Here is a 25,000-nt window from a genome sequence, read left to right as displayed (position 1 = left end):
GGATGAAACCACAGATGTAGAAAAGAGGTTGTTTACATGCAATTCAGTGCTGAAAAAGCTGTGATCTCGCCACTAATCCATAAAAAGAATCCAGTAAAGAAGCGTGGACTTTCCATCCAAACGACGAATGTATTGCTTGGACTTATCTTACCAATTGCTTTACTCCTGATTTGGGAGATAGCCGGAGCGATGGGAAAGTTAAATCCTATATTGCTGCCAAGGCCAAGTGAAATATGGCGGGAACTGGTTAGCTTGACCGCGTCCGGTGAGCTGGCGAAACATTTAGGCATATCTGCTTGGCGGGCACTGCTTGGTTTCTTAATTGGGGGAGGGCTTGGCTTAGCGGCGGGTTTGTGGGTAGGCTTCTCATACAAAACAGAACGTTTGCTGGATCCGTCGCTGCAAATGCTGCGCACGCTGCCCCATTTAGCAATCGCTCCACTATTTATTTTGTGGTTCGGATTCGGTGAAACCTCAAAAATATTGTTGATTGCCAAAGGTTCATTTTTCCCATTATACGTGAACACATTTCTAGGAATCCGTTCGGTGGACAACAAGTTGTTTGATGTTGGGAGAGTACTGCAATTCAGTAAATGGCAGATGGTGAGTAAGTTAATTATTCCAGCCTCACTGCCCAACATCTTTTTAGGTATCCGTTTGTCTGTGGGCATAGCTTGGCTTGGACTTGTCGTAGCGGAGATGATGGGCTCTAGCTCAGGTGTTGGCTATCTAATCAATGACGCGCGATCGTTTTCTTTGACCACAGTGGTATTTGTTGGGATCATCGTGTTTGCTGTAGTAGGTAAACTGTCAGATTCATTAGTGAAGCTGTTGGAATCGAGATTGCTAAGATGGCAGGACAGTTATAGAGGAGATAAAGGATCATGAGCAATCACCTATCCAGTAATAAAATAGAGCGTCACGACGATGGTTTAAGCTGGATTCCAAAAAAACTGCATGGTTGGATTGTACCTCTAGCTCTAGTGGTGATTTGGGAAGTGGCAGCTGCGCTCCATCTAGTCTCTGCGACGACATTGCCTGCTCCATCTACCATTATTGCGCAGTTCTTTTCTTTAATAGCTAGCGGTGAGCTGTTTCGACATCTGGGGATTAGCGCCTATCGGGCAGGGCTTGGCTTTTTATTGGGATCTGCTACTGGACTGCTGCTTGGCTTATCTACAGGACTTGGGAAGTTGGTAGAGCGTACACTGGATCCATCTTTACAGATGCTTCGAACGATTCCATTACTTGCCCTTATTCCGTTATTCATTTTGTGGTTTGGTGTAGGTGAATTTTCTAAAATACTAATGATTTCATTAGGTGCTTTTTTTCCAGTTTATCTGAACACTTTCCTAGGAATTCGTAATGTTGATATCAAGCTTGTTGAAGTATCCCGTATTTTCCAATATACAAGATGGCAGCTGCTTAGCAAAATGATTATTCCGGCTGCAATGCCTAATATTCTACTTGGTATTCGCTTATCACTTGGTGCATCGTGGCTTGTACTCGTCGTAGCGGAGATGATGGGAACAAGTGCGGGGATAGGCTATATGATTCAGGATGCCAGAGCTTATTCGCAAACAGATATAGTATTCGTTGGAATTTCAATCTTTGCAGTGATAGGAAAACTTTCGGATTCCGCAATTCGATTGCTGGAGAGAAGATGGCTGCATTGGCGTGATACATTCAAAGGTTAACGAACTCTAGAATTCGAAAGGCAGGGTCATTATGGGAACCAGAAAAGATCAGCTACATTTAGGTGCATTTATTTATTATTCAGGACATCATCATTATGGCTGGCGTCATCCGGAATCGGGAGCGGATAAGATCTTCAATTATAAATTTTATCGCGAATTGGCAAAAACCGCCGAGCGTGGGAAGTTCGATATGATGTTTTTGGCGGATTTGTTGTATGTGATGGGTGCGGATCAAGCAGCTTCGGGTATGCTGGACCCATTGACGCTGTTGTCAGCCCTTTCGACAGAAACAGAAAAACTCGGATTAACGGCTACCGTATCGACCACGTATAACGAACCTTATAATGTGGCTCGCAAATTTGCTTCTTTAGATCATATTAGTGAAGGCCGAGCGGGTTGGAATATTGTCACCTCCCAGCTTGATGTGGAAGCTTATAACTATGGGAAGCCGGAGCATCCAGAGCACGGACTTCGGTATAAAATGGCACGTGAATTTGTTGAGGTGGCAACGCTTCTCTGGGACAGCTGGGAGGATGACTCTTTAATCGTCAACCGCGAAAAGGGACAATTTGCTGACGCGAAGAAGATCAAAGAAGTGGAATACAAAGGGGAGTGGTATTCTACAAAAGGAACCCTCAATGTTCCTCGCTCACCTCAAGGGTATCCTGTACTTATTCAAGCCGGATCTTCTGGTCCAGGACAAGATTTTGCAGCTAGTTTTGGAGAGGTGATCTTTACGGCACAGCAGTCGCTTGAAGCGGCTAAGGCCTTCTATGAAAGCGTCAATTCCAAATTAGCAGATTATGGCCGTGAACGTGGTAGCTTAAAAATTATGCCGGGCTTATCTCCGATCATTGGAGCGACCGAAGAGGAAGCCCAAAGTAAATATAAAGAACTGCAGGAGTTGATTCCTCCTGCCGCTGTTGTTGGTATGTTGTCTGGCATGTTGAGGTTTGACCTGTCCGAATACCCAGTAGATGGACAGCTGCCTGAGATTCCTGATCCAGTAGAAGCATCAAATGGAATGAAAAGCCGGGTTCAGCTGATTATGGATATGGCTCGTAAGGACAAATTATCGATATTAGAATTAGGCCGCCGTTTGCTTGGTGCACGAGGACATATGCAGTTTGTTGGAACCTATGAACAATTGGCAGATTTAATGCAATTGTGGTTCGAAGAGTACGGCTGCGATGGATTTAATATTATGCCACCAGTACTGCCGGGCAACTTGGATGAATTCGTGGATCATGTTGTGCCCATCTTGCAAGCACGCGGCTTGTTCCGCACTGAGTATACGGGGAGTACCCTTCGTGAACATCTAGGATTGGAGCGTCCGGATATCCATCATTTCCAGAATCGTAGAGTGGCTGAAGTAGGGGCTGGTAAATAAGGTTGGATTCACTCCTTTATCGGTTTTTGAAGAACCAATAGAGGAGTGTTTTTGTTATAATAGAATAATCTGAATTGTAAAAAATCATTCTATAAATGCCACATTTTAAATGTTTACCGCCCTACAATAAGGTTTATATATGGTAAATATTGTGATAGACTTAAATAGTATTAGAGCACAACTACAGTGTTTGCAGCTGCATTGGTATACTGGTCTAAACCATACCAAAGACGGATATGCTTAAACCAAGCAATAAAATGCTTGGGAGGTGTCATTCTAAAATGTGTGAGAAGGAGGAGGAAAATGGTATGAGTCTTGTACAAAAGAAAAAAAATATCCCTAACTCATTGTCTGAACATCCTAACTTCAAATCGAAAGTACCGCGTTTGAATGTAGTTGATGGAAAGGCTAAAATTGACTCTGATAACCGTCTCCAACAAAAATGGTTTGAGGAATTTAAGAAGTAATAGATGAATCTAAAAGCCGGGCAAGTTTTTTGGTATGAAGTAGATTATCCAAAAACAAGAGAAACCGAAATAAGACCAGTCGCAATAGTGGAAATTATTGATGGATTACCAATTTTTGTTGTTTTCGTTGCATTGACCCACTCTAAAATAAAAAATTTTGAAGGAAAGTATGATAAGTGGAAAATTCCATTATTTAAAGGAAGAGACTGCGGATTAGGGGAAAGTTCATTTGCAAAAGTGAATTGCGTAGCCCAAGCGGAGGCCTCCTCCTTTAATTCATCTGATTACATCGGTCAACTAAACCCAATCGATTTAAAGAACGTTAAGAAAAAATTAATGGAATTCCTCGATTCAGGGGATGGATTTTGGTAAATTATACATAATTTTTTGAAGAACACTTCTTCAACGAAGTGTTTTTTTGTACCATAAAGCTGGAGGATACTGTTCACTAGATAAGGACGTCATGAAGAAATGAGGTTCGATATGATAAATGTTTATCTTGATGACTTACGAGACTGTCCAGAAGGGTTTACCTTGGCAAGAACATTTGAAGACGCTGTTAAACTTTTCGAAAATAATGAAGTGAACATCCTTACGCTTGATCATGATTTAGGTGAAGACGCCGAGGGAATTGAACTAAAGAACGGGTATGATTTTGTGAAATACTTTTGTGAGCATGGTTTAAGGGCGAATAAGATTTATCATCATACGGATAATCCTGTAGGCAGAAGAGATATGTACGAGACCTTATTGGCAGCTCAACGCAGAGGTTTTATAAAGAAGGATATATAAATTTACTATTATCCCATAACAGTCAATAAGTATAGTGGAGATTGATGGGACTAAGAGATGTGTTAATCTTTACATAACTTTATACCAAAAAGCGAGGCGTAAGGAAATGAATGCAGCAGAGTTTCAACAGTATGTTAAGGAGTTCAGTGAAATCAAAGGGTTTGATACCAGCACCATTGAGCAGAGAATGCTGTACTTAATGACTGAGGTTGGGGAGTTGTCCAAAGAGGTTTTGTCGGTATCTTTTCATCCAGATGCGGAGCGGAAAGAAAACTTGGGATACGAGATGTACGATGTGGTGTGGAATATTTTTGATCTGGCCAATAAACTTGGTATTGATCTGGAGCAGGCGTTTAAACGTAAGCTGGAGATTAATGAACAGAGGACTTGGGAGTAGGGTGTATCTATTGAATACTTTTAAAAAAATCCAAGGACCTCCCTCGAGGGAAGCCTTGGATTTTTTTCACCCTAAACTTTATTTAAATGAAGCATAACCTTCATCAGCCATTACAACACTACCGTTAATTGCACTAGCTTCTGGTAAGGAGAGCAAGTATACAGTGTCTGCAACTTGTTCAGGTAATGTTAGTTTGTTACCCATTACTTTGCTCTTCATTTGGTCAACCATTCCTTGATCTTTATATCCTTGGATAATTGGCGTATCTACAGCGCCTGGAGCAACGGCAAGCACGCGGATGCCATGAACCGAAAGTTCAAGTGCTGCGGATTTAGTCATCATAATGACCGCACCTTTAGAAGCGTGATATGCGAATGTACCTGGGGAAGCTAGGAATCCAAATACAGAAGCTGTATTGATGATCACACCTTTGATGCCGAGCTCACGCATTTTTTTACCAGCAGCGATAATCCCATGGGCTACACCATGCTGATTGACATTAATGACACTGTGATAATCCTTAAGGTCTTGGTCTAGTACAGGAGTGACGCGGCCGATCCCGGCATTGTTGAACATAACGTCAATTCTTCCATAAGTATCTACAGTTTTTTGAACCAGCGCTTCGACATCTTCATATTTGGAAACATCTGTTTTGACGAAAATTGCTTCGCCACCCTCTTTAATAATTTGTGCTACCGTTTCTTCACCTAATTGTTGATTGAAATCGGCAACGACAACTTGATCACCTTTACTTGCAAATTTAATGGCGGTTTGTTTCCCGATTCCACTGGCTCCACCAGTTATTACGGCTACTCTTTTGTCTGTCATTTGAGTTTCCTCCTCAAGAAATATAGTTATACTAGAAATGAAAGTTGATATAGTAAAAATGGTTACTTACTAACTTATTTACATTGTAACACTTGTCTAAATTAATTAAAATTTAAGTAAATTTAATAGTTATTAAGTAAAGATTAACTTAAGGGGTGATTCAAATGAATTTAGAGCAATGCGAGAATATTGTAGAAGTCGCAAAGATTGGTTCTTTAACCAAAGCAGCTCAGAATCGTCATATCACTCTATCCGCAATGAGTCAGTCCATTACCATGCTGGAGGCTGAGCTGGGAGTTACTTTGTTCATCCGTTCGCGTGGGCAAAAGGCGGTTCCCACAGCAGAAGGAAATACCATTATTAGCAAAGCAAATGAAGTCCTGATGAAAGTAAATGAATTAAAAGAAGAGGCACAGATTTACAGCGATACGTTAAGTGGTCATTTGAAAATTGCTACGATACCTGGACCCATGCATCTGATGGTGAAGGTAATCTCTAGTTTTAAGGCGGATTTTCCAAATGTGAAAATAGAGATTTTTGAAAAAGGACCCAAAGAAATTCTGGATAATGTACTTCAGGATGAAATGGACATTGGACTTATGGTCTCACCGGAGGGAATGCCTGACACATATAAGGGGGTTAAGTTTGAACGGTTAATGGAAGGAAAAATTGTAGTTGGTGTACATCCACAGTCACCGCTAGCCCTGAATTCAATCCTTACACCGGATCAGTTAGTGGGGCAGACGTTAGTTTTATACGATGATCCTTACATTAAGGACTATGTAGAGCGATATTTATCTGGCTATGGGCCGATCAATTTGCTTTTTGTAAGTAACAACACACGGGCGATTGAGAATGCAGTTGCAGAAGGACTGGCCATCACAATTGGTCTGGATTATTCGTTTCTTAAAATATCAGAGATGACTTCTGCCTTCATGAAAACCATCGAGTTACGATCACCAGATACCCGTGCGAAATATTCAGGAGCTATTGTCTCTGCTTCAAAACAGACCTCCCAGACCGCCCGAAGATTTATCAACAGGCTAAAGCATGAATTTGATGAAATGATTAGACGAAGTTAACAGTATGCCTTGGTAAATTTTATCTAACCTTTACGCTTCCTAGTTAATATTAACCCTATGATGTTGTCCAAGCTCAGATCGATATTAGGACAGCCAAGTGGGGAGGATGTCAACACAGTGAGAAGGTATCTAAGGCAAATTAATGTTGTTGTTATCTTTGTTTTGTTGATTTCGTTGTTACAACCGGGGGCAATTGTTCGCGCTTCCATCTCTGATTTACCAGCAACAGACTACGGAACCGTTATTGATGTTCGCCAAACAGAGCTTGCACCTGGGGCGATGTATACCTGGATGGATCTCCAGAATGAACGTGGTTTACAAAAGATACATGCAGTGGAGTTCAACCCGCAACAAGGAAATTTGGAGCTGCGGGCAGGTAAGAAGGATGGAAAGGTATACGGTATGAAGGGCATTACAGAAATGGCCACGTATGCGGATTCACCTGGAAACCGAGTGATCGCAGGGATTAACGGTGATTTTTATGAAATCTCCGGTTTTGCTACGGGTGTTCCTAATGGGTTATTTATGGATGAGGGTGTAATCCTGAACAGTTCGATTTCAGCTTTTACTTTCGGTTTAAAAGAAGATGGCAGCTCGATTTATGGGGTGCCGAAGCTGACCAAAAACGTAACGATTAATGGAAAAACAACCAATCTGACCAGCATCAACCGTTATCGAAATACGAATGAGCTGGTTCTTTATACGGAAGATTATAATACAACTACAAAGTCAACCAATGAGGGTGACGAGGTTGTTCTAGATATTGTCGAGGGAGAAGTGAAAAGCGGTCAGACCTTGAAGCTGAAGGTATCTGAAATCCGCAACAATCAAGGCAATACGCCGCTTTCCCAAGGAAAAGTGGTTTTATCTGCCCAGGGTACGTCCCGTGCTGTTCTGCAAGGGTTATCGGTTGGCGATAACGTTACTGCCAGCTTTGCGCTCAGCGGAGAATGGAATGATGTGAAGGTAGCTATTGGCGGCGAAGGACCGCTGGTAAAAGACGGAGTAGTTCAACAAGGTGTAGGGCCTTTAGGAATTCATCCGCGGACAGCCATTGGGACAAAAGCGGATGGAAGTCTCGTTTTATTCGAAGTGGATGGAAGATCGCCAGGTTTTAGTGAGGGCGTAGATACCGATGAGCTTGGCAACATTCTGAAGGATATGGGCGTAGTGAACGCCATGAATCTGGATGGTGGCGGTTCTTCTACTTTTGTGGCCAGAATGCCGGGTACATCTGGTGTCCGAATGATGAATCAGGGCTCAGATGGTTACGAGCGTAAAACCGGTAACGGTTTATTGCTTGTCAATACAGCCCCTGAGCAACCTTCGGCTTCTAAGCTGGTTGTGCAGCCGAATACGGAACGTATTTTGCAAGGCTCCAGCTTTATATTCAAAGCGGCAGGAGTGGACGAGAACGGCCATCCGGCGCCTTATTCGGGTACGCTGAATTGGCAGGTGGACGCTAACCTTGGTACTGTCGATGCGAACGGAGTCTTCACCGGAGGAATCACTGCCGGCACAGGAACTGTAATTGTAGAGGCTGGGGCAGTCAAAGGCAGTGCTGAAATTGAGGTTGTAGATAAGCTTACAGAGCTTAGGTTTCCTGATGAAATTAAAACTTATTCTTCAGGTGCTGCTGCACAATTAACTGTGAAGGCGCTACGTAATGGACAAGTGATTCAAGCTGACAACCCTAGCTTCGAATGGCGGGTTGAGGGCGAGATCGGAACCGTGGACGAGAAGGGTCTGTTTCAGGCGACGAGTGAGAACGGGAAAAACGGAAAGATTTATGCTAAATACAGGGACGTTGAGACCTCTTTTGAAGTAAATGTGGGGTTACCGCCTGTAATGCTGGAGGATTTTGAGAATGGCATTGATAAATATATAGCCTCTAGTGCAGCAGCTAACAGCGTGGCGATTCAGGAAGTGTCGGATCTGGATTTTGTCCGCAACGGGGACAAAGCCTTGAAGCTGGAATATGATTTTGTTAATAAAACAGGCACATCCGGTGCTTATTTAGCCGCAAGCTCAACCGCCAATCGGATTCAGATTCCGGGGTATCCTGAGAAGATCAGTATGTGGATCTACGGAGATGGCAAAAAGCACTGGCTGCGGGGACAGATTCGGGATGGCAATAATGCGGCAGTGCCTGTGGATTTTACTGATCAGGTAAATGGTGTGAACTGGACGGGGTGGAAATACGTCGAAGTATCCGTTCCTAAGGGGAAAACCACCCCGTTAACGATGGATATGCCTGTCCGCTATATGGAGACAAGCAATCTTAATAAGAGTGCGGGAGCTATTTACGTTGATGATATTCGTGCCATTTATGGCCCGCTAGAGGAGGACAGAATACCTTCTATTCTTAAAGATGCATATCCCGGCGTGAACGAAATTGTCAAAACAGCTACACCGACCCTTTCCGTCAATGGTGAGGATGATGCTTATGATCCAGTAGTGCATCCGGGAACGACCTTAATCGATCCTGACAAAATACGAGTATATGTGGACGATCAATTAGTGGAGCATGGCTTTTATCCTCCAAAAGGTCAGATTACTTATAAACCAAAGGTTCCACTGACAGAAGGCCGTCATAAAGTAAAAGTTGCCATTCGCGATTTAAGCGGTAACCAGACGATAAAAGAATGGTATTTTACAGTAAATTTGGGCTCTCCGTTCTATGTGTACAAAACACCAGAAGTAGTATATGCCGGCAACACTTACACTTTGGACGTAACGGCAGAGAAAGCGAGCAAGCTGAAGGAAGGACATCTTACGTTTGCTTTTAATCCGGCTGCAGTTAAAGATTTGCAGGTAATTCGGGGGAATAAGGTATCAGAAACGCAAGTGGAGTCCATCATTGATCCGGCATTGGGCACTGTGCGTCTTAACTTAACGAATATCAATTCTTCCAATCTGGGAGATACGGATCTCATCGGGCAAATTCAATATACAGTTCGAAATGATTTTGTGGGTCCCTACACTCAGGAGCAGTTGGCTGGAGATATTAGCAAAGCTTTTGTAATTGAAAATACATCCGGATCGGTAACTTCTACAGAGGGTACTGGAGTTCCTATTTCTTTTATTGGAGCAGCTGTTGAATCTGTTGTGAAGACACAGTTGATGCTCACTTGGAACCATTATGATCTTGCGAAGGGCTTTGATGCATCTTTTGCGGTAAAAGATCTGAATGGAAGTGTCGTTGAAGGAGCAAAGCTGCTGTTCGATGGAGTGGAGGTACAAGGTGTTGCTTCAGGGGCAAGTGGAACACTAACTACTGACTTTGTCACTTCAGCAGAAGGAACTTTTAAATTGCAGGCGGTAAAAGGAAATACCTATAGTCCTGTAATGACGTTCAAGGTTGCTCCATATGACGCTACTACAGCTCCGCGTAATGTTAATGTTACGATGGGCCAAGATGCAGCAACTTCTCGCCAGTTCACTTGGCAGACAGAACCGTTGACCATGGATACTGTAGTAGAACTTGTGAAAAAAGCGGAGTTTACAAGCTTTCAAGCTGCGAATGTAATAAAAATTACCGGCAGCAGTTCAATTTACAACACCAACAATGACGGAGCGATGCGAGTTCATAAAGCGGAGGCCACTGCGCTTACCCCCGGAACGGAATATGTATATCGTGTGGGTGATGGCGAGTCAAATGTAAGTGAGCAAGGAGCTTTTGTTACAAGTGGTGGTGAGGACACTTCTACAAAATTCCTGTTTATCGGAGATTCCCAAGCAGATTCTAAGGCTGGTTTTGGTCTTTGGGGAGATACGATTGAAGCGGCTTACGCGTATATGCCGGATGCGGAAATGCTGGTACATGCTGGAGATATGGTGGATAAGGGCTTTGAACAAGAGCAGTGGAACTGGTGGTTTGATGCAGCTCAAAAGCAGCTGATGAATACCACACTTGTTCCGATTATCGGGAACCATGAAGTGATGGGAACCAATGGAGATGGGGATTATCTGGCGCAATTCAATAACCCGCAAAACGGTGCGGCGAGCGTAAAAGGTACGAATTATTCTTTTGATATTAAGGATACGCACTTTGTGGTTATGAATACAGAGCATTCAGGTAGTCCGTTCACTGAACAGGCCGAGTGGTTGGATCAGGATCTTTCCGCTACAGATAAAAAGTGGAAGGTGATTTTTTTCCATCAAGGACCGTACGGCAGCATCTATTCGAATGAGCAGGTACAAGCGAAGTGGGTTCCGGTCTTTGATAAGCACAACGTAGATTTGGTGATGAACGGTCATGATCATATCTATTTGCGAACTTTTCCAATGAAGGAGGGTAAACAGGTTGCAGAAGGCGAAGGCACTCGGTATGTTATCGGCGGTTCCTCGGGTCCTAAGTTCTATGCGCTGACACCACGTTTTTGGCAGGAAAAAATATATGACGAAGATGAGCAAATCTATACGGCTGTTGAGATTGAGAAGAACGAGATTACGGTTACCGCAAGAACAGTAGACGGAGTTGAGATTGACCGTTTAGTGATCGGCAAATTGGTTCCGGAATCCATTACGCTGGATCAAACTGCTGTTGAGCTTGAGCCTGGGGCTAGCCTGCAATTGCAAGCTAAGGTGGGGCCGGATGAGGCTAATCATCTGACAAAGCTTTGGTCCATCGTTCCTGATCCGGCAGAATCAGTAGTTACTGTAAATGAAAATGGCTTGGTTACTGCATTGAAGCCAGGGACAGCTAAGATAAGAGTCACAGTGGCAGGTTACCCGAATATTTTTGCCGAAAGTGCGATAACTGTAGATGCGCTGCAAGCAATTAAGCTTCAGGGAAAGAGACAGCTTAAACCGGAAGAAGTCGACCAATCTGTAACAGAAGCTGTCTACGCATCTGGAAAACGTACCGCAATATTAGATGGACTTCATTATTTCAGCTCGAATGAGCATATTGCTACGATCAATGAACAGGGTTTAGTTCAGGCTCATCAGAAAGGCTCCACTGTGATTTCAGTAACCTATAGGGAGTTCGCCTCGGAGTATAACCTTATAGTAACAAATGATGAAGCACCTATTCTTACAGAAATAACAATGGATGGGCCGGATTCGCTGGAACAAGGAAGTAAAGGCTCCGTTGTTGTTCAGGCGGTATACAGTGACGGCAGCAAGCAAGAATTGTTCGAGGAAGTAATCTTTGATACATCTGATCATTCCATTGCAATGATTAGTGAGGCTGGAGAACTTCATGCTCTGAGTGCTGGTACAACAAAAGTCAGCGCTGTTTATAACGGTTTGAGCACTGAATATATTCTGATAGTGACTGAGGGCTCGCCGGGTACGACACCAAGCCCAGAGCCGACACCAACGCCGACACCAACGCCGACACCGACACCAACACCGATACCAACACCAACACCAACACCGACACCAAGTCCAGAGCCAACATCAACGCCGGGTGCTTGGGTGCCGGGACCTGCGGTGACACCAACGCCGTCGGCATCAGCACAAACGGGCGTAGTCACCATAACGGCTTCTCAACTGTCAGAGAGCAAGAATGCTCAAGGTGAAGTTGTGGTTTCTGTTAATGGGGCGATTACGGAATTACTTTTGCCAGGCAATGCAGCAGAGCTGCTTGGACACGCACCGCTTAGAGTGGTTATGCAGGATTTATCCGTTACGATTCCTGCTACAGTACTGGCAGAACTAAGTAAGCTAATCTCAGCTGAGGCTCTTGCCAAGAGTACGATTTCGCTACGGCTGAAACCTGTAGCTGATAATACAGCAGTGGATCTGTTGGCTCGTGCAAGTGCACTTGCGGGTGCACAATTGCGGGCGAAAAGTGATCTGCGGGAATGGTCGCTTAGCATATTCACACAAAATGATCAGTCCTTCTCGTTAAGACAGTTTGCAGAGCCGATTATGATTTCATATAAGGTCGGTGCAGATGTAGATCGAAGCTTATTAGGTATTTATTTTATCGAAGACGTGGGTAAATTAGAGTATATGAGCAGTACATGGACGAATGGTTATCTATCTGCTGCCGTCAGTCATTTTAGTAAATACATTGTTTTAGAAGTTGATAAAACATTCAAAGATTTGAAGTCCGATCACTGGGCTTACCTTGCTGTGAAGCAGCTTGCGGCAAAACAATTTGTACAAGGTGTTGCTGCGGACCAATTTGATCCGAACCGTGCGGTTACACGGGCGGAGTTCACAGCGATGTTAGTTCGTGCGCTTGGCTTGAAAGGTCAAGCGGAACCTGCTTTCGCTGATGTACCTGCAGATAAATGGTATGCAGAAGCAGTAGGGTTAGCCAAACAAGCAGGAGTGATTAACGGCCAGACTGCTTCACAGTTTGAACCGGAGGCGAAGATTTCCCGCCAGGAGATGGCTGCAATGCTGGCTCGTGCATATGCTTACGCGAAGAGTAATGTATCTGTAGCTAGCCGTAACATTTCGGCATTCAACGATATTGGTTATGCTCCACAGTGGGCTCAAGAGGCAATCAGCGAAGTGTACAGACTTGGTCTGATGCAAGGACGGGCTGAAGGACAATTTGCACCGAACCAAAACGGAACACGTGCTGAAAGTGCACAGATGATCCTCAACCTGCTGAGTGTTATGGAGTAATGATTGTGGCCAGTCTCAGGTTGATGGGGACTGGCTGTTTTTTTGATAATTGGATTAGTTGGATATGTGCAGGGTACGCACGCATGTACACAGAGGGGGAAAGCGAATTAAAAGTAAAAACAGGTGGTGAGACACAAAGGATTGGAGAAGGGAAAATGGAGAACGGAAAGTTAAGGCACGCTTGCTGAGGCAGGCTAAGACACGCTCGCTGAGGAACGCTAAAGCTAAAGTACGCCAACAGCGATGCCCACTTGGTAAGTTCGGCTCGGACGAGCTACTTTTATCAAGAAAGTTTGTTTTAACAGATAGCCTCGATGGTTTGGAATCGTAACGGACTGTATTGCCGCTATTTTAACTTTTTGGTCCATTTTTCCAAATTTTCGGACTCCATAGCTCTTATTGTCATACTTTTGCCCGGAATCGTAATATATTTTAATGAATAGCTGCATCTGAGTCCGATAGATGAGCAGAATGGCTGAAATCAGCTTAATAAGGTCTCCTCGGTCCGATGAGGTAGAATTGAGTGAGCTAGGTGAGTTAGTTGAGTCAGGTGAGCCAAGTGGAGCTAGGTGAGTAAGGTGAGCTAGGTGAGCTAGGTGAGCTAGTTGAGCTAGGTAAGCAAGGTGAGCCAAGTGGAGCTAGGTGAGTCAGGTGAGCTAGGTGAGCTAGGTGAGTAAGGTGAGTAAGGTGAGTAAGGTGAGTAAGGTGAGTAAGGTGAGCTAGTTGAGCCAGGTGAGTAAAGTGAGCAGAAAGTGGAAGGTAAGACCAAGAAGATGAATAGGGCTTAAGCAGAAAGTAAAACTGAGGTGAGTAACGAACATATTCCAAATCCTTACAGACGGGCGCCGAGTCTTTTTCCGGTATTTTGTAAAGATAGGGTTATATTGGGTGTGGAATACTGGGAATTACTCTTCAGAGGCAAGTAAAAACAAGGAATAATTGTTATTAGCCAACACAAATTGTTATGTTGTGTTATGATAGTAGGGAGGTGACTCCCATGAATGATTTTGAGAACTATCCCGATGAGCTGGGTAATTTCATTCGGCACATCAGAAAGACGAGAGGGTTAACCTTAAGAGGACTGGAAGAAAAGAGCGGTATAAGTTACTCACAGCTTAGCAAAATCGAACGTGGAGAGAGCATTCCGCTTAAAGACAATCTGGACAAGATCATTGAAGCGCTTGGAACGGATCTGAAGAATCGGATGTACCATTTGGCAGATTATATGCCAGATATTGAATATATCAAGACCTTGAAGCAAGGATATGAGCTGCCACAGCTCAAACAGTCTCAAGATTACATCTACGAGACAGCCTTTAACAAGCTTAAGGAATTCAGAGCGAAGGAAGGGAAAGAAACATCGTACGTTTCCTTTGATTCGAATGAAGTTATAGTTTACGAAACGGAATATGGGGCAGGAATGGTAATAGAGAAGATTGAGAAATACAATCTGACCGATGTCCTGAACGATAAGTTTGAGGGTAACCTTGACTCCTTAAGAAAGAGCCCCCGTAAAGGGCGTCAAGCCTTTCTATTTGGCGAGTGGCTACGGGAGTGCGTTTATGAACTGAAGGAAGAGGAACAGGATCAGGTCATACAAGCACTTAAAGAATTTACTCAGTTTAAAGTACAACAAATAAAGGGTGCTTATAAATAATGTATGCCTTTTGCTAATGATCTCAAAAATGAATGAATGTTGCCCTTTCTTGCAGCCATCTATTCATCTTGATCCATAAACTAACAACTAAAAATGGTTTGACAGAAAAGGGGATATTAATAATGAAAATTAACATGAAGTTTACCAGCAAGGGCAAAGTCGCTATAGAGAATTTTAATAACGAGGAATTGCTGGAGATCTTCGCACGTTACATCAAGACATTATCCAAAAAGTATGACATCGAAGTTGATGTTCCTCTTGAAGCGAATCAAAACATTGTTGGTGATGGTGCGGTAATCGCAACTGCAAAAAATGTGAAATGTGATGTTGAAACTTTCTTTAAAGAATTGGGCAGAGATATTAAAGTTCCCTTGAAGAAAAGACTCGGCGGCAAATTGGAAAATGTTTTCAAAACAGAAATTACAGAATAGAGCATTATTTTTATCTCAGATTAACCATCATATGTGCATATAAAAAAGGTAGGGCCGCGGAGGCTCTACCTTTTTTATGTTAATGTAGTTGACTTAAGGCGACCTAAGGAGTTTATTGTTGGTTGAAGCTGAAGAAAAATGTGTACCATGCGTCAGTGTGAATTTAATGGGGAAGGGGATGTTATATACTTTCAGAATCTATGAGATTTCTACTTCTCATGATCTCTTTAATAATTTCAATGAAATCCGGTAACGCATGGGCATCAACCGCTAGCTCATAGATTCTTAGTAAATCCTCGTCAGATATAGATTCCAGAGATGAGGGCCGTGGAGAGGGATGAAAATAGTAATTCATTATGATCCTCCATCATTAATTGTTTTTATTATAGGTTTATCTATATGGTATCATTTGGAATAGGATCCGTCTCCTGTCATTCATCCTACGAATTTATCTTTACATTTGAGGATTATTATGGCATAATGTGCGATTTTGAGGAAATTGCTAAAAAGTTTCAATTTTTAATAAAATAATCCCGGCATGCGTGAACATGCCGGGATTATTAAAAAACTGAATTTTATTCTGACGGTTTTTTCTTTTGTGAAGCAAGATACTTCTTAAGGCGAGGTTCATTGGATTCCGAAACAGTAGTGAACTGCGTACCTTGATTAAAGCATACAATCTTCCGCCCGGGATCATAGCCTTCTATGTTGTTGATATTGACGACATTGCTGCGGTCAAGGCGTTCGAATCCCTTACCCTCATACGCTACGGAAAGATCGGAAAGCGTGGTGGGGAGAATAAATTCGCCTTCTTTCGTATGGACGAATATTGTATTCTTATAATTCGAGAAATACAATATATCTTCCTCTAGAATATCACTAGAGGAACCGTCTTTCTGTAAGACACGCATCGTTTCCCCATCCTTGTTTAATTACTTGCGCAGTTCTTTTGGAATCTCAGGGCTGTGAGCAAATGGTTTCAGAATTGTTGCAAAAACAGTAGCAGAAGTACCTAAAATGTTAGAAGCATAACGAGCTAAGTTTTTTTTCATCTGATTGTCCTCCTTTGTAATGGGATTATGACTGTAAAGGATTGAACTAAAAATGCCAATCCAATGACAGGCGAATGGAGCCGAAAATTTAAAAAAACCAGAATTATGGAAAGTAGCTTTAAACCCAAATACCATTCTTTGGGGATTTGGGCATTAGCATCAGGATTCGGAGCACATAAGATCATTACAAGTAAAGAAAAAAGATTAATCCAAATCAAATGGTTATGTATTAGATAAGTTATATGAGGGATCAGTGAACAGATAAAGATAGATACAATATTGCAGGCTCTTGCGGATTTTAAATGCACACCACCAGATGACATTCTTAGGAGCATGAAGCTGAATAAGGCTAAGAATGTTTCCTTTAGCTGTCCAGTGAGCCCGCCAATGCATAAAGAAGTCATAATAATGAATAAAGTATTCAGAATAATGCTAAGGGCATAATGCATCATTTCAATTGAATGCGATTGCTCTGGATTACTTTTCTTAATGACCTCAACAATTTTAAGTGCTAAATGACTCATAGTTATTTCTGTCCTTTTTGTATGAGAAATATAGATATCCCCATAATATTACCCCATAGAAAATTGGGATCAAGAAAAAGAAATTAGATTCAATAAAGTAGGTGAATAAAGTAACGACAATTACTGTAGGAAGATTAAGAGCGAATAATATTTTTTCACTAGTTGTTGGTTTGACTTTTACATCGGGTTTATCAGGTACAAAGTCAAATCCAATACGTTTATAGCCCACATACATACCAATGAGAATCGCGGCTAATGCTGATAAAATCTGCATTGTCATTATGTTTTTTGTAATCGGGTCCGAAGTATTTAGAGGCATGGAGATTACAGAGTTTAATAGATACACAATACTGGCTTGAATCACCGAGTAAGCTTGATAGGCCATCCCGGTTAATATTGAAGCGTAGAAGGGATGAATCCGGAATAACATCCACATAAAACAAAACATTAGTGCAAATTGTGAGAAAATATCTAATGGAAAAATCCCATAGTTGATCCTAATTGTATAAGAACAAAAGCCCATAATAAAACTAGCAAACACCATCTCTTTATGATATAGATCAATTTTGAAGATTTTGAAAGCCAGAAAAAACATTGCATAAGTCTCTAGTATTGAAAATATCATAAAAAGAATAAAATCTAGCATGCCGACACTCCCGATGACTTCTAGTTTAACCAACCCTATTATTGCAAGTATCGTATAAAATGAGCTAAAATACAACAACTACAGTATAATTTTCCTCCTATTTTTTCAAAAAAATTCAAAATGAGAGGGGTTTAGACATGGATCGACGTCCAGAAAGCAGTGAGTATCTCAAAGAATTATCAAAATATGTCGATTTAGTGCCAGCTGAAGGAGACATGATTACTATTTTTAGAGAGCAGACGGATGAGATTTGCACTTTTATTTCGAATCTTACGGAAGAACAAGGGGACTATCGTTACGCTCCGGAGAAATGGAGTATCAAGGAAATGGTCGGACATCTGGCTGATACCGGAAGAATCATGTCCTACCGTTTATTGTGCATCGCCAGAGGGGATACGACTCCACTACCGGGTTTTGAAGAGAAAGACTATGTACTTACCGCCAATTTCGAAGCGCACACTTTAAAAGCATTGCTGGCCCACTACAAGCTTGTTCGAGAATCGACATTACTCCTAATGGAAACTCTGCCGGAGGAAGCATGGATCCGGAAGGGAATAGTTAACGAGGCTACTCTTTCTGCGAGAGCTCAGGCCTGCATTATGATTGGACATGACCATCATCATTTGAATATTCTTAAAGAAAGATATTTAGGGTAATATCTTCTTAATCAAAAAAGCATTCCAATAGCCTTTATGGCTTTGGGATGCTTTTTATACACGGCTATAGCGGTGGATTCTTGTGACATTTGCGGCATACCGGATAGTAAGCTTCATTGCCACCAATCTGGATTTGCTTGCCGCTATATACGGGCTTGCCGTTTTCTACTCGTAGAGCCATAGTAGCTTTGCGCTCGCAGAACCAGCAGATCGTCTTCATTTCCTCAATTTTATCAGCGTAGATCAGCATATATTTGCTGCCTTCAAATAACTGATTCTGAAAATCATTTTTAAGTCCGAAGGCCATTACCGGAATGCCCAGCTCATCAACGATACGCACTAGCTGGAGAATACATTCCTTGCTTAGAAATTGACATTCATCAATAAGTACACAGTGTGGTTTAGGTTGGTTACTGCTGACGATATTATAAATATCTGTGTTCTCATCGATGGGGATTGCTTGTTTCCGAAGCCCAATACGAGAAGAAATAAAACCAACCTCGTCCCGGTCGTCTATGGATGGAGTGAAAATGAGCACCGATTTCCCCTGCTCTTCATAATTATGTGCAACCTTGAGTATCTCAATAGATTTACCACTGTTCATTGCTCCGTATTTGAAAAACAATTGTGCCACTTCCATCTATCCTTTCGTAAAAAACATTGATTATATCTTAAAAATGCGACCATATTAGAGTATCATATTCGGATCAGATGTATCCAGTGAAAACATTGCGATTGATTGGATGTGGTATGATAAGAGGTAATAAGAGATGGGAAAGGAAGTAATAAGTGTGACTGAAAGATTAGACGAATATAAGGAACGGTTAGCTCTTTTGCAGCAGAATGGAGATTTATCCAGTGACACTGAAAGCTTGCTGGAAGAAATGATGGCGGATTTGGTGGAATTGAATCGGAGTAATAAAGCACTGCGTCGAGCAATACTGAAAACTGGACAGGCTTCCACGATGTCAACTCGGTTAAGGGATGCACTGTACGAATAGAAAAAGAGGGTATGCGAATGGCTTTGATTTTCTCTTTTCTCAAAAAATATAAGGTAGCTGCAATAGCTGCCCTTGTAATGATGCTCATTGAATTGACGGTAGAATTATCACAGCCTTTGATCATTTCCAAAATCATTGACTTGGGGATCCGAGAAAAAGATACCTCTGTAGTATGGCTGTGGGGCAGTGTATTGATCGGCAGCGCGGTAGTTGCGTTTACAGCCGGGGTACTCAGTTCTTTTTTTGCTGCCCATGCAAGTCAGAGCTTTGCGTTCGATCTTAGGGACAAATTGTACGAAAAGGTACAGTCTTTTACGTATGAAGTATTTAATCGTTTTGCTACTTCGTCACTGATTACCCGTCTGACTGGCGATGTATCACAGCTGCAGGATACTATTTTTATGAGCTTGCGCTTTATGACACGGGTGCCACTTGTTGTGGTAGGCAGTGTGATTATGGCGTTAGTTGTTCATGTGAAGCTGGGATTACTGCTGACGGTGGCGTTACCTTTGTTGATTTTTTTCCTCTATTGGATTATGAGAAAAGCTTCCTTGTTATTTCGTACGGTCCAGCAGCGTTTAGACGGAGTTAATGGCGTGATTCAGGAGAACCTTACGGGTATTCGCTTGATCCGCGTATTTGTGCGTATGGGGTATGAGATTGAACGTTTCACGGTATTTAGCGGGAATTTGATGAGATCAACAGTGTCTGCCTTGCGTTTGACTGAGACGACGATGCCTTTTGTTATGCTTATTGTGAATGCGGCGATTTTGGCGATTTTATGGTTTGGACGGATAGCCATTTCCAGCGGGGATGCTACTTTGGGTCAGACTGTTGCTGTTATTAATTACTCCTTGCGAACAATTGGAGCGTTATCAGCTATCTCTGGTCTTGTTGTAACGTTTTCCCGCGCTCGTGCCTCCTCTCAACGTGTTTCAGAAGTTATGGAAGCGGGAGCTGGAGTTCGTGAAGGCGGGACTTTGCAAGGTGAGCCGATTCAGGGCCACGTTAAATTTGAAGGCGTTTGCTTTAAGTATCCTAATAGTGATATCTCTGTCCTGGAGGACATTCATTTTGAAGTAGCTGCTGGTGAGCGAGTAGCGATTATGGGGGCGACCGGATCAGGAAAATCCTCACTCGTGAGTTTGATTCCGCGCTTGTATGAAGAGACAGACGGCACCATTTGGATTGACGGTGAAAAAAGTGCTGATATCGATATTTCCAGACTGCGGAAATCGATAGGTTATGTGCCTCAGGAATTGCAGCTTTTCAGCGGATCAATTCGCGATAATATTGCATGGGGCAATGAACACGCCACACTGGAACAAATCCAACAAGCAGCGGGAGCTGCACAAATTCACGAGACGGTAAAAGGGTTGCCAGATGGTTATGACACGATGCTTGGTCAACGAGGGGTTAATCTCTCCGGCGGACAAAAGCAGCGGTTAACGATTGCCCGTGCACTTGTTAGAAAACCGGCTATGTTGATCCTTGATGACAGCACCAGTGCCCTTGATGCGGTTACGGAAGGGCTTTTGCTGGAGGCGCTAAAGGATATCTCCTGTACAACCTTTTTGATTACTCAGAAAATCAGTTCAACGGCATCAGCCGATTTGATCCTGTTGCTGGATGAGGGACGATTAATTGGCAAAGGCTCGCATAAGGAGCTTATGGCAAGCTCCGAGCTGTACCGCAAGATTTATGAATCACAGGTAGAGGAGGCGAAGCAGCATGTTCAAAGCATTAATTGAACCTTTTCGTCATCCTAAACCGAATTTTGAACTTGGCGTGGGACGAAGTCTAGGGACAGCATCTGGCGGCAAACCCAAAGCAAAGGCGAAGGATTGGTCAGGGACGCTGATCCGGATCTGGAGTTATCTAGCTGAGCGTAAAGCCAAGCTTATTCTTGTACTGATCATGGTTGTCTTCAGCTCAGCGCTAGCGCTGCTGGGGCCATACATGATTGGCAGAGCGGTGGATAATTATCTGGAAGGTACCGGCGGGCGATCATGGGTTGTTTTTCTGACAAGCCTTGCTTGTGTGTACATTTTTTATTCTCTGACTTCTTGGCTGCAAAACATATGGATGATCGAAATTGCTCAAGAAACTGTATTACGGATGCGCACGGAGCTATTCTCCCATTTACACCGTCTGCCTATTTCCTTTTTTAATCGGAGACAGCAGGGGGAAATTATGAGCCGTCTTACCAATGATATCGAGAACGTCAGCTCTACGTTGAATAGCTCGGCTATTCAGATATTTTCAAGTGTCTTAACCTTGCTAGGAACCGTAGGGGTTATGCTGTGGCTTAGTCCCTTGTTGACGCTGCTCACATTCCTCGTAGTGCCTTTGATGTTGTTAGGCATACGCTGGATTACACGCCGTACAGGCCCACTATTTAAAGAACGTCAGCGCAATGTAGGGGAGCTTAACGGTTATATTGAGGAGACCTTATCCGGACAACGGATTATCAAGGCTTTTTCACAAGAGGAACGCGTCATCTCTGGTTTTCATGAACGCAACAAGCGAATTATGCTGTCAGGCTACTGGGCGCAGTCCATTTCTGGTTTCATCCCCAAGCTTATGAATGGTCTTAATAATCTCAGCTTCGCCATAGTTGCAGGAATTGGTGGTCTGCTTGCGATCCGTGGGTCGATTACAGTGGGTGTGATCATCGTATTCGTGGAATATACCCGCCAGTTTACTCGTCCGCTTAATGATTTAGCGAATCAGTGGAATACCTTGCTCTCAGCGGTGGCAGGGGCCGAGCGGGTGTTTGAAGTGCTGGACGAAGAGACCGAGGCTAAAGATGAAGGTGCAGCCAAATCACTTGAAACTGTACAGGGTGCGGTGAAGTTTGAAAATGTAGCCTTTTCTTATGATGGAGGTTCTAACACGCTGCAGGATATCAGCTTTGTAGCGAAGCCTGGCGAGATGATCGCTTTAGTTGGACCTACCGGTGCAGGCAAAACAACGCTAATTGGGCTGTTATCCCGTTTCTATGATCCTAATCAGGGGAAAATCACGCTGGATGGCTTAGATATCACTTCGATTCGGCGGGAAAGCTTGAGAAGTCATATGGCCTTTGTATTGCAGGATTCCTTTTTGTTCAAAGGGAGTATCCGCGATAACATCCGATACGGGAGGCTGGATGCGTCCGATGAAGAGGTTGAAGAGGCGGCTAAGCTGGCCAATGCCCATTCTTTTATTATGCGAATGCCCGAAGGTTATGAACGGATGCTCTCGGCGGATGGCAGCGGTATAAGCCAAGGGCAGAAGCAGCTGCTCTCCATTGCGAGAGCGATTCTTGCTAACCCCTCTATGCTTGTGCTTGATGAAGCAACCAGCAGTATTGATACAGTGACCGAGATCAAGATTCAGGAAGGGCTGCAGGCGCTGATGAAAGGGCGAACGAGCTTCGTCATTGCTCATAGACTTGGCACGATACGTGCAGCTGATCGAATTCTTGTGCTTCAGGGCGGCAGATTATTGCAGCAAGGCTCTCATGAAGAGCTGCTGAAGCAAGGCGGACTGTACAGCGAGTTGGTACAGGGGCGGCGGAAAGAGGCGCTTGATAAGGCGGGTATTTAAGAAAAAGGCGAGAATTTTCAGGGAGCGCAGATTGCGTCCATGAAGTTCTCGCCTTTATGTTATTTATGATAGATAACGAGCACCAGATCGGGTGAACTGGGAGGCTTTGAATGTGGGGAAATCTATTGTACAAATTACAATCAGCAGGGTATTAAGGCTTGATTGTGTGCGATTCGAGATTCAGATGATCAGGTGAATAAATGATGAGATGAAAAAGCTGATCCTAAGTTCAGCATAGCCTCTTAAGAGATCGTTTCCTGCGTTCCGGCTTGTTTCGCCTTTTGCTTCTCCTTGAACCTTGGACCTACGTAATTCTTCTTACGGTCCCTAGCCAGAATCCAGCCACCAAGGAAAGTCATGCCAGCTGCGAAGAGCAGCAATCCACCACCGAAATGCAGCCAAGCAAAGTGGGGCACTACAGAATCATCACCATGCATGGATATGTAATCAAAAATATCATCCTTCATCATGAGGAAGCCCTTCATTGCTATTAAGCCCGGAAACACAAGAATAAGGATGGCAATGAAGCGTGAAATTAACAGTTTCATAAGTGTCTCCTACCCCTCTTAGCCCTTTAGATTCACCCATATGATAACGCTTTAGCAAGAAAAAGTCCATTTGCATATGACGTTTATAAGTTTTGTAATAGAGCAAAAAGAGAGTACAATATACTAAGTAAAATGAACTTACGTGTAATGACTGGAGGATACATATCATGACAATTTCATGTGACGTGGCCATACTTGGCGGAGGTACTGGAGGGTATGTGGCGGCTATTCGCGCTGCACAGCTTGGAAAGTCCGTTGTCGTCATCGAAATGGACAAACTGGGAGGAACCTGTCTGCATCGGGGCTGCATTCCTAGTAAATCGCTGCTCCGTAGTGCAGAGGTATATGCTGAAATCAATGAGAGCGAGAGCTATGGCATTGAGACAAGCGGTGTACAGCTGGTATTCCCAAAGGTACAGAAACGCAAAGAAGCTGTAGTTGAGCAACTTCATCAAGGCGTACAATATTTGATGCGCAAAAATAAAATACAAGTTGTCAAAGGTAAAGGGCGCGTAACGGGTCCTTCTATTTTTTCTCCGCGCAGCGGTGCTGTAGCTGTGGAACTGGAAGATGGGGAGATGGAAACAGTAGTTTCCAGCCATCTTATTATCGCTACGGGCTCACGCCCCCGAGTATTGCCTGGTCTCGAACCAGACGGGAAAGTGATTCTTAGCAGTGATGAAGCTCTCACACTCGAAGAGCTCCCATCCTCTATCATTATTGTGGGCGGCGGTGTAATTGGGGTCGAATGGGCTTCAATGCTGGCTGATTTTGGAGTGCAGGTGACTGTGGTTGAAGCGGCAGGTCAGTTACTGCCTCAAGAGGATGAAGAGATAGCTAAGGAACTGCAACGTTTGTTGAAAAAGCGTGGGGTTAAGGTACTGACTGAAACTACAGTGGATGCTGCAACCTGCCAGGTAACGGAGGATGGAATTTCGATCGAAGCCCGTAAGGGAGAGCAAAGTCAAAGCCTAACGGCAGAAAAATTGCTTGTATCCGTAGGCAGAGTGGCCAACATCGAGAATATTGGTCTGGAAAACACAGACATTCGCTTTGACAAAGGGATTATTGCTGTAAACGCTAGTATGCAGACGGCAGAGCCGCATATTTATGCCATTGGCGACTGCATCGGTGGGCTTCAATTGGCTCATGCAGCCAGTCATGAAGGGATAATGGCGGTTAACCATCTATCTGGTGAGAAGCTACATCCTTATCATACACATTTAGTACCACGTTGTGTCTATACTCGGCCTGAGGTAGCAAGTGTGGGCTACACCGAGAAGGAAGCTAAAGAGCTTGGACATGATGTAGTGATTGGCAAGTTCCCATTCTCGGCCATTGGTAAGGCAATTGTATATGGCCAGAAGGACGGATTTGTCAAAGTTGTAGCTGATCGTAGCAGTGGAGATATTCTTGGTGTGCAGATGATTGGTCCTCATGTGACGGATCTAATTGGAGAAGCGGCCTTGGCACAGCTTCTGGATGCAACACCTTGGGAGATTGGTGAAGCTATACATGCTCACCCTACCCTTTCGGAGATTATCGGAGAAGCAATGTTAGCTGTGGATGGAAGATCTATTGGATTTTAGTTTTTCTTAGCTTTTCTTTTTGGGTAGAAAGGGATTATAATATACTCAAGTCAAGTCTTAG

Annotated in this window: 23 protein-coding genes; 16 read left to right on the top strand and 7 right to left on the bottom strand. The window is 43.3% G+C overall.

Annotated features, from left to right (window positions below; translation table 11 throughout):
* Positions 1-36: 36 nt before the first annotated feature.
* The 7 genes from MKY54_RS21950 to MKY54_RS21920 all read left to right on the top strand — a co-directional run bounded on the left by MKY54_RS21950 (position 37) and on the right by MKY54_RS21920 (position 4,743).
* On the top strand, positions 37-888 hold the full coding sequence (locus tag MKY54_RS21950; protein WP_076129473.1) for an ABC transporter permease: 852 nt from the start codon (positions 37-39) through the stop codon (positions 886-888).
* The gene (locus MKY54_RS21945) at positions 885-1,697 is read left to right on the top strand and encodes an ABC transporter permease (RefSeq protein ID WP_076129474.1); all 813 of its coding nucleotides are present in this window, start codon (positions 885-887) and stop codon (positions 1,695-1,697) included. Before MKY54_RS21950 ends, MKY54_RS21945 begins: the two co-directional genes overlap by 4 nt.
* Before the next feature lie 31 nt (positions 1,698-1,728).
* Positions 1,729-3,087, top strand: coding sequence for an LLM class flavin-dependent oxidoreductase (locus MKY54_RS21940; RefSeq protein WP_076278389.1), 1,359 nt, complete (start codon positions 1,729-1,731; stop codon positions 3,085-3,087).
* A gap of 308 nt (positions 3,088-3,395) precedes the next feature.
* Positions 3,396-3,554, top strand: a complete 159-nt coding sequence (locus MKY54_RS21935; protein ID WP_175618933.1) for a hypothetical protein — start codon at positions 3,396-3,398, stop codon at positions 3,552-3,554.
* 3 nt (positions 3,555-3,557) lie between these two features.
* Complete coding sequence (locus MKY54_RS21930) at positions 3,558-3,926, top strand: type II toxin-antitoxin system PemK/MazF family toxin (RefSeq protein ID WP_339187926.1); 369 nt, start codon at positions 3,558-3,560, stop codon at positions 3,924-3,926.
* Positions 3,927-4,025: 99 nt separating this feature from the next.
* Positions 4,026-4,346, top strand: coding sequence for a cyclic-phosphate processing receiver domain-containing protein (locus MKY54_RS21925; protein WP_339187924.1), 321 nt, complete (start codon positions 4,026-4,028; stop codon positions 4,344-4,346).
* A gap of 106 nt (positions 4,347-4,452) precedes the next feature.
* The gene (locus MKY54_RS21920) at positions 4,453-4,743 is read left to right on the top strand and encodes a MazG nucleotide pyrophosphohydrolase domain-containing protein (protein ID WP_036676004.1); all 291 of its coding nucleotides are present in this window, start codon (positions 4,453-4,455) and stop codon (positions 4,741-4,743) included.
* A 78-nt stretch (positions 4,744-4,821) separates the two neighbouring features.
* Here the strand turns inward: MKY54_RS21920 and MKY54_RS21915 are convergent, their stop codons facing one another.
* Positions 4,822-5,571 (bottom strand): SDR family oxidoreductase, encoded by a 750-nt coding sequence (locus tag MKY54_RS21915; protein WP_076129478.1) that lies wholly within the window; start codon positions 5,569-5,571, stop codon positions 4,822-4,824.
* A 164-nt stretch (positions 5,572-5,735) separates the two neighbouring features.
* On the opposite strand from MKY54_RS21915, the gene MKY54_RS21910 reads away from it, so the two are divergent.
* The 4 genes from MKY54_RS21910 (at position 5,736) to MKY54_RS21895 (ending at position 15,332) form a co-directional block, all read left to right on the top strand.
* Positions 5,736-6,653: a LysR family transcriptional regulator gene (locus MKY54_RS21910; RefSeq protein ID WP_076281398.1), complete on the top strand. Its 918-nt coding sequence runs from the start codon at positions 5,736-5,738 to the stop codon at positions 6,651-6,653.
* Between the two features lie 117 nt (positions 6,654-6,770).
* Positions 6,771-13,244, top strand: coding sequence for a phosphodiester glycosidase family protein (locus tag MKY54_RS21905; RefSeq protein WP_339187920.1), 6,474 nt, complete (start codon positions 6,771-6,773; stop codon positions 13,242-13,244).
* A gap of 997 nt (positions 13,245-14,241) precedes the next feature.
* On the top strand, positions 14,242-14,901 hold the full coding sequence (locus MKY54_RS21900; protein WP_036676012.1) for a helix-turn-helix transcriptional regulator: 660 nt from the start codon (positions 14,242-14,244) through the stop codon (positions 14,899-14,901).
* A 122-nt stretch (positions 14,902-15,023) separates the two neighbouring features.
* A complete protein-coding gene (locus MKY54_RS21895) occupies positions 15,024-15,332 on the top strand; it encodes a hypothetical protein (protein ID WP_036676014.1) in 309 nt (102 codons plus the stop codon).
* Positions 15,333-15,513: 181 nt separating this feature from the next.
* On the opposite strand, the gene sda is transcribed toward MKY54_RS21895, so the two are convergent.
* The 4 genes from sda to MKY54_RS21875 all read right to left on the bottom strand — a co-directional run bounded on the left by sda (position 15,514) and on the right by MKY54_RS21875 (position 17,344).
* Complete coding sequence (gene sda, locus MKY54_RS21890) at positions 15,514-15,687, bottom strand: sporulation histidine kinase inhibitor Sda (protein ID WP_081393959.1); 174 nt, start codon at positions 15,685-15,687, stop codon at positions 15,514-15,516.
* 220 nt (positions 15,688-15,907) lie between these two features.
* Entirely contained in the window at positions 15,908-16,243 is a 336-nt protein-coding gene (locus MKY54_RS21885; RefSeq protein ID WP_036676016.1) for a LytTR family DNA-binding domain-containing protein, read from the bottom strand.
* 21 nt (positions 16,244-16,264) lie between these two features.
* A complete protein-coding gene (locus MKY54_RS21880; RefSeq protein WP_139330034.1) occupies positions 16,265-16,384 on the bottom strand; it encodes a cyclic lactone autoinducer peptide in 120 nt (39 codons plus the stop codon).
* 504 nt (positions 16,385-16,888) lie between these two features.
* Entirely contained in the window at positions 16,889-17,344 is a 456-nt protein-coding gene (locus MKY54_RS21875; RefSeq protein WP_339187915.1) for a hypothetical protein, read from the bottom strand.
* Between the two features lie 347 nt (positions 17,345-17,691).
* Here MKY54_RS21875 and MKY54_RS21870 point away from each other — a divergent pair, with 347 nt between their 5' ends.
* Positions 17,692-18,210 (top strand): DinB family protein, encoded by a 519-nt coding sequence (locus MKY54_RS21870; protein ID WP_076184145.1) that lies wholly within the window; start codon positions 17,692-17,694, stop codon positions 18,208-18,210.
* A 64-nt stretch (positions 18,211-18,274) separates the two neighbouring features.
* Here MKY54_RS21870 and MKY54_RS21865 read toward each other — a convergent pair whose 3' ends face one another.
* Positions 18,275-18,844 (bottom strand): thymidine kinase, encoded by a 570-nt coding sequence (locus tag MKY54_RS21865; RefSeq protein WP_036676019.1) that lies wholly within the window; start codon positions 18,842-18,844, stop codon positions 18,275-18,277.
* Positions 18,845-18,980: 136 nt separating this feature from the next.
* Here MKY54_RS21865 and MKY54_RS21860 point away from each other — a divergent pair, with 136 nt between their 5' ends.
* From MKY54_RS21860 to MKY54_RS21850, 3 genes are read left to right on the top strand one after another with little or no spacing between them, the layout of a single operon-like run.
* On the top strand, positions 18,981-19,211 hold the full coding sequence (locus MKY54_RS21860) for a hypothetical protein (RefSeq protein ID WP_036676022.1): 231 nt from the start codon (positions 18,981-18,983) through the stop codon (positions 19,209-19,211).
* Positions 19,212-19,228: 17 nt separating this feature from the next.
* Positions 19,229-20,962: an ABC transporter ATP-binding protein gene (locus tag MKY54_RS21855; protein WP_076184143.1), complete on the top strand. Its 1,734-nt coding sequence runs from the start codon at positions 19,229-19,231 to the stop codon at positions 20,960-20,962.
* The gene (locus tag MKY54_RS21850; RefSeq protein WP_339187914.1) at positions 20,943-22,802 is read left to right on the top strand and encodes an ABC transporter ATP-binding protein; all 1,860 of its coding nucleotides are present in this window, start codon (positions 20,943-20,945) and stop codon (positions 22,800-22,802) included. The genes MKY54_RS21855 and MKY54_RS21850 overlap by 20 nt, the downstream gene beginning before the upstream one ends.
* A 242-nt stretch (positions 22,803-23,044) precedes the next feature.
* Here the strand turns inward: MKY54_RS21850 and MKY54_RS21845 are convergent, their stop codons facing one another.
* A complete protein-coding gene (locus MKY54_RS21845; RefSeq protein WP_076129486.1) occupies positions 23,045-23,350 on the bottom strand; it encodes a DUF2627 domain-containing protein in 306 nt (101 codons plus the stop codon).
* Between the two features lie 167 nt (positions 23,351-23,517).
* Here MKY54_RS21845 and lpdA point away from each other — a divergent pair, with 167 nt between their 5' ends.
* Entirely contained in the window at positions 23,518-24,939 is a 1,422-nt protein-coding gene (gene lpdA, locus MKY54_RS21840) for a dihydrolipoyl dehydrogenase (protein WP_076278383.1), read from the top strand.
* Positions 24,940-25,000 lie beyond the last annotated feature (61 nt).

Source organism: Paenibacillus sp. FSL P2-0121 (assembly GCF_037975345.1).
Classification (GTDB): domain Bacteria; phylum Bacillota; class Bacilli; order Paenibacillales; family Paenibacillaceae; genus Paenibacillus_AQ; species Paenibacillus_AQ odorifer.
The sequence above is the reverse complement of the archived record's forward strand: the minus strand, read 5'-3'. Positions and strand labels throughout refer to the sequence as shown.

What these genes read in the sequence shown, in the direction of transcription:
- MKY54_RS21950 (WP_076129473.1), top strand. Translation starts at nt 37, where the DNA reads ATGCAATTCAGTGCTGAAAAAGCTGTGATCTCGCCACTAATCCATAAA.
- MKY54_RS21945 (WP_076129474.1), top strand. Translation starts at nt 885, where the DNA reads ATGAGCAATCACCTATCCAGTAATAAAATAGAGCGTCACGACGATGGT.
- MKY54_RS21940 (WP_076278389.1), top strand. Translation starts at nt 1,729, where the DNA reads ATGGGAACCAGAAAAGATCAGCTACATTTAGGTGCATTTATTTATTAT.
- MKY54_RS21935 (WP_175618933.1), top strand. Translation starts at nt 3,396, where the DNA reads ATGAGTCTTGTACAAAAGAAAAAAAATATCCCTAACTCATTGTCTGAA.
- MKY54_RS21930 (WP_339187926.1), top strand. Translation starts at nt 3,558, where the DNA reads ATGAATCTAAAAGCCGGGCAAGTTTTTTGGTATGAAGTAGATTATCCA.
- MKY54_RS21925 (WP_339187924.1), top strand. Translation starts at nt 4,026, where the DNA reads ATGAGGTTCGATATGATAAATGTTTATCTTGATGACTTACGAGACTGT.
- MKY54_RS21920 (WP_036676004.1), top strand. Translation starts at nt 4,453, where the DNA reads ATGAATGCAGCAGAGTTTCAACAGTATGTTAAGGAGTTCAGTGAAATC.
- MKY54_RS21915 (WP_076129478.1), bottom strand. Translation starts at nt 5,571, where the DNA reads ATGACAGACAAAAGAGTAGCCGTAATAACTGGTGGAGCCAGTGGAATC.
- MKY54_RS21910 (WP_076281398.1), top strand. Translation starts at nt 5,736, where the DNA reads ATGAATTTAGAGCAATGCGAGAATATTGTAGAAGTCGCAAAGATTGGT.
- MKY54_RS21900 (WP_036676012.1), top strand. Translation starts at nt 14,242, where the DNA reads ATGAATGATTTTGAGAACTATCCCGATGAGCTGGGTAATTTCATTCGG.
- MKY54_RS21895 (WP_036676014.1), top strand. Translation starts at nt 15,024, where the DNA reads ATGAAAATTAACATGAAGTTTACCAGCAAGGGCAAAGTCGCTATAGAG.
- sda (WP_081393959.1), bottom strand. Translation starts at nt 15,687, where the DNA reads ATGAATTACTATTTTCATCCCTCTCCACGGCCCTCATCTCTGGAATCT.
- MKY54_RS21885 (WP_036676016.1), bottom strand. Translation starts at nt 16,243, where the DNA reads ATGCGTGTCTTACAGAAAGACGGTTCCTCTAGTGATATTCTAGAGGAA.
- MKY54_RS21880 (WP_139330034.1), bottom strand. Translation starts at nt 16,384, where the DNA reads ATGAAAAAAAACTTAGCTCGTTATGCTTCTAACATTTTAGGTACTTCT.
- MKY54_RS21875 (WP_339187915.1), bottom strand. Translation starts at nt 17,344, where the DNA reads ATGTGGATGTTATTCCGGATTCATCCCTTCTACGCTTCAATATTAACC.
- MKY54_RS21870 (WP_076184145.1), top strand. Translation starts at nt 17,692, where the DNA reads ATGGATCGACGTCCAGAAAGCAGTGAGTATCTCAAAGAATTATCAAAA.
- MKY54_RS21860 (WP_036676022.1), top strand. Translation starts at nt 18,981, where the DNA reads ATGGGAAAGGAAGTAATAAGTGTGACTGAAAGATTAGACGAATATAAG.
- MKY54_RS21855 (WP_076184143.1), top strand. Translation starts at nt 19,229, where the DNA reads ATGGCTTTGATTTTCTCTTTTCTCAAAAAATATAAGGTAGCTGCAATA.
- MKY54_RS21850 (WP_339187914.1), top strand. Translation starts at nt 20,943, where the DNA reads ATGTTCAAAGCATTAATTGAACCTTTTCGTCATCCTAAACCGAATTTT.
- MKY54_RS21845 (WP_076129486.1), bottom strand. Translation starts at nt 23,350, where the DNA reads ATGAAACTGTTAATTTCACGCTTCATTGCCATCCTTATTCTTGTGTTT.
- lpdA (WP_076278383.1), top strand. Translation starts at nt 23,518, where the DNA reads ATGACAATTTCATGTGACGTGGCCATACTTGGCGGAGGTACTGGAGGG.